Genomic DNA, 3,847 nt, shown 5'->3' with positions numbered 1-3,847 from the left:
CTACCCCACCGGCATCAAGATCCCTGACAAGGTCATCAAGGCCCTACCGATCACCCGCCACGACTGGCACGGCGACTGGAACTACACCCTCAACCCAACCGACACACCCGAACCAGGAGTCATTGATTCACGCTGAGCCCTTAGGATGCAGTCCAGGGCGAACGCTGCGAGGTGCTCGGCGTTGGAGGAGCGGCGACGGGCCGCCGGATGTCCGTAGAACTCGCAGATCCTCTGGTTCAAGCTGCGTAGTGTCGTGTTCGCGCTCAGCCCGACCCACACGACCGGGATCCGCTCGTTCCCGTCGTTGGTCAACGAACCATGTCGGCGTATCTGCTCTCGGTCGAAGGCACGGGCGAAACTGTTCGCGATGGTGGACTTGCCCAGCCCCGGCAGCGCGTCGATCGCCGCGACCCGGCGCACCCGCTCCCCGTCGTGCCGGTTACTGGAAACGATCTCGTCAAGTGTGCCGTGGGTGGCGTCGAGTTGCGGGGTGCGCACGATCGGCAGGTTGGCATGCCACTCGGCGCGCAGTTCGTGGTACTCCTGACGCGCCTGTTCGCCCAGACCGGCGATCTCCTTGCGGGTGAGGCGATGTGGGCGTTCGCGCGGCGGGTCGTCGACATACTGCCGCCATCCCTCCTTACGGGACAGCGAGTAGCGGCGGCTCACTCCAGCACCTCGAATGCGTCCGCGTAGAACTCGCCATCGCTGCCTTGCTCATCCCAGTCCAGCGCGTCGTCATCTCCTGTGATCTCGGGCAGATCGGCGGCGGCGTGCTCCGGCAGCCCTGCGATCCGGGCCGCAGTCGGCAACGTCGCGACCATCTCCTGGTCGGTGTCGATGGATGGCAGAGCGGCGCGTTCGGCTGCCAGGCGGGCGGCCATGCGTCGCTCCCGCCGGTCAGCGACCATGCCCATGTTCCAGCGCGCCAACAGGTCGGCGAGGTCGCGCACCGGGTCTGACCAGCGCCCCTCGCGCAGTGCTAGCCGCCGTGCATACGCGGCTGCCTCGGCGCTCATCGGGGCTCCGAGCGCTGCAGCATGCTCCCACGTCAGCGGGTACCAGCGATGGTCGGCCGGATCCTGGAAATATGCGGTGCGTACATCTTCGGGGTTGTACCTGACCGGCCACTTGCCTGGGTAACGGCCGCGGTAGGGGCTTTCGGTGTCGCGGTAGGGCTCCAACACGTCGCCGTTGTATCGGTTGCCATCAACGTCCACGCCGTAGTGTTGGATCGTGCACCAGACCGAGGGCAGGAAGTCGTAGACCAGCCCGGGTGAGCGGGGCAGCCGGAGCAGGCCGCAGGTGGCGACCCCGAGCTCGTACATCTCGTTTGGTAACAGGCTTGTGTGCGGCCAGTCGGCAATCACGAGCCCGGAGTGCCGCCGCCGGTGATACACCATCGCGATCCACTCGCGGATGACGTCTTCGAGTTCGTGCAGGTAGAAGAACGCTGTGTCTTCGACGTTCTCCCCGCGGCTGTAGACGTCGGGTCCCTTGTAGCCGGGAAGGTACTGGATCAAGCCCTCGCGCAGCGTCCGGAAGAACCGTTCCACGGTCGGCTTGTCGGTGGGCGTCTTAGGGCGAGCTGGCTGGATCGAGATCCCCAGCCTTGTGCACACGCTTAGTACATGCTCGGACAGAAACGCCTTGCCGTGGTCGATCACCAGTGTCTCGGGTGGGCATACCGGCACGCCGGCCGGTCTTTCGTCTTCGGTGATCTCGGTATGCACTAGGTGCAGTGGGATGCCGTGATACGGCCAGCACGCCTGTTGCGGCCACTCCGGCGGTGCGGTCTTCGGGGTCAGTGCCTCGTACAGCAAGCCCGCCACGTCCACCGCTTTGGTGGATACCGGAGTGACCCGCACGGCCAACACGCACCGACTGAACAGGTCCAACGCCACCGTCAACTGAGCTGGCAGCCACCGCAGTGTGACCGGTTCCATCGCGAAGACATCGAGCGACTGGGTGTCGAGGACGACGTACTCCCCCGGCCCGCTTGCCCGCAACCTGCCGTACATCCCAGCCGGACGGTCCGCGATCGAGCGACGGCCCTTGGCCGACCCGAAGCGCGCACCCGTGCCCTTCGCGATCCTGGCCAGATGCCGGTACGCGGTCGCGGTCGATGGGATGCGCACTTCACCGAGCCCGTACTGCTCGATCAGTCGCTGCTCAACCAGCAACAGCCGGGCCGAATCCGTCATCGTCGATGCCTTGACGTTCTCGGCCAACACCTGACGGCACATCGCCTCCCAACGGGGATCCAGGCGGGTGCGGCGGCCCCGGTTCTCCGCCAAGCCCGCCTCATGCTCGCGCCGGTAGGCGCGCACCCATCGTTCGACGGTGCGCTGGGTGACACCAATCTCGGCAGCCTTAGCCGCGTACCGGGCAGTCAGCGATCGCGTCGGCTCATACTCGGCCTGCGGTTCCCCGGGCCGGGCCGTAGCTTCGTCACCCGATCGGTACCCTGTCATCACCTCGCGCACGTGATCGGCCTTCTGCTTCACTGCTGTGCGCTGGGCCGCTGTCAGTCCCGTGAGCCGCGGCACGAGTGCGTCGGGTTCGCCTACCACCTCCCGGCGCGCCCCGAGGTCTGCAACCAACGCAGTCAATGAGACCGTGCGCCATGAGTTCGGCCCCACCCGCAGCGTCACCCGGGAACCCTCGAGCGCGGTGACCTCCACCGGCCCGCCCTCGAACATGAAGTTCGCACCCGGATAAACGGCGATGGTGTGGCTGTTCATGAGCCATCCTTCGCGCGTTTGAGAGAAACGACGCTGTCCTGGCCAAGGCGCTGCTCAAGGTCTGTGACCAGGCGCCCTGTCCACAGCAGGTGCATGACAACCGGCCGCACCAACAGCAGTTCCTGCCCGACCAGTGAACGCTCGACCTGAGCGATCGACGAGCCATCGCCCACGGTCTCAAGCACACCGGGGATCAGCGAGCTTTCAACTGTTGCGGCCCGGCGATATCGCGCGAGGAACCGCACGTTCGCAACCACCTGCGACGAGGGAGGATTCCCGAACCACGACTCGAACCGCCATCTGCGAGCGGCGAGCACTGCCTCGGTCCACCCGAACTGCACTCGCACCTTCGGTTCGTCGCGCAGTTCAGCGCGCTTGACGTCGACAACGGTCACACCACCGGAAGCCGAGGTCAGCAACAAGTCCGGGACATGCCTTCGGATCCGCGACCCGTCTGCGCCGATCAACCGGAATGGCTGACCGATGATCCCGACGACGGACGGGTCGAAATCGGCCAATATGATCCGCGTCAGCTCCAGGCGGCTCTCATAGACCACCAGCCGACTCACCGACGTTGACCAATACCACCCTGAATAGTGCAGCTGACCCTTGAACGACCGGCACTCCCGCACCGGTAGGCCGTCCACGATCTCGTCGCCGGACATCCGGTCAAGCGTCGTCTCCGCAAGCTCCCCGCTGCCCAAGCGGTAGAGCACACGAACCCGCCCCGGACTCGGCGCGCTTCCCTCTCCCATGACCAGAACGTCGCAGAAAACTGTCGTATCCGACAATCACACGAAAGCGTGAATGAGAACACGACATCCCAATTGCGAACCTAGACGGAGCACCTAGACGGTATGAAGGTCAGCCGGGTTGATAGGGCCGGGGCCTCGTTCGCAAGTTGTCGTGGGTTGCCGACCGGGTTGAGCCTGGTCGGTAGTGCCTACATTTGCGGGAGGCCCGTGCGGCACGAGGTCGCTCGCTTTGAGTGGTTGCACCGGGAGGAGGGCCGAGCGTTGACGAGTGTGTCGATGTCGGCGGTGTAGCCCGGGTCAGTGCTCATGGCCTGTCCCTGCTCGCACGTGCGTCGCTGGTAACGGCGG

General features: G+C 65.4%; 3 protein-coding genes and 1 pseudogene. 1 reads left to right on the top strand and 3 read right to left on the bottom strand.

Annotated features, from left to right (window positions below; genetic code table 11):
- A pseudogene (locus VGS97_RS07530) lies at positions 1–97 on the top strand (ISAzo13-like element transposase-related protein); the annotation flags it as partial.
- Here VGS97_RS07530 and VGS97_RS07525 read toward each other — a convergent pair.
- The 3 genes from VGS97_RS07525 to VGS97_RS07515 are packed head-to-tail and all read right to left on the bottom strand — an operon-like array spanning position 82 to position 3,409.
- Positions 82–669, bottom strand: a complete 588-nt coding sequence (locus VGS97_RS07525; RefSeq protein WP_326852528.1) for a hypothetical protein — start codon at positions 667–669, stop codon at positions 82–84. The pseudogene VGS97_RS07530 and the gene VGS97_RS07525 sit on opposite strands and share 16 nt — an antisense overlap.
- Positions 666–2,684: a Mu transposase C-terminal domain-containing protein gene (locus VGS97_RS07520; RefSeq protein ID WP_326852527.1), complete on the bottom strand. Its 2,019-nt coding sequence runs from the start codon at positions 2,682–2,684 to the stop codon at positions 666–668. Before VGS97_RS07520 ends, VGS97_RS07525 begins: the two co-directional genes overlap by 4 nt.
- Before the next feature lie 56 nt (positions 2,685–2,740).
- A complete protein-coding gene (locus VGS97_RS07515; RefSeq protein WP_326852526.1) occupies positions 2,741–3,409 on the bottom strand; it encodes a TnsA-like heteromeric transposase endonuclease subunit in 669 nt (222 codons plus the stop codon).
- Between the last annotated feature and the right edge of the window lie 438 nt (positions 3,410–3,847).

Source organism: Actinocrinis sp. (assembly GCF_035946395.1).
Classification (GTDB): domain Bacteria; phylum Actinomycetota; class Actinomycetes; order Streptomycetales; family Catenulisporaceae; genus Actinocrinis.
This window is presented reverse-complemented; position numbering and strand designations above follow the sequence as displayed.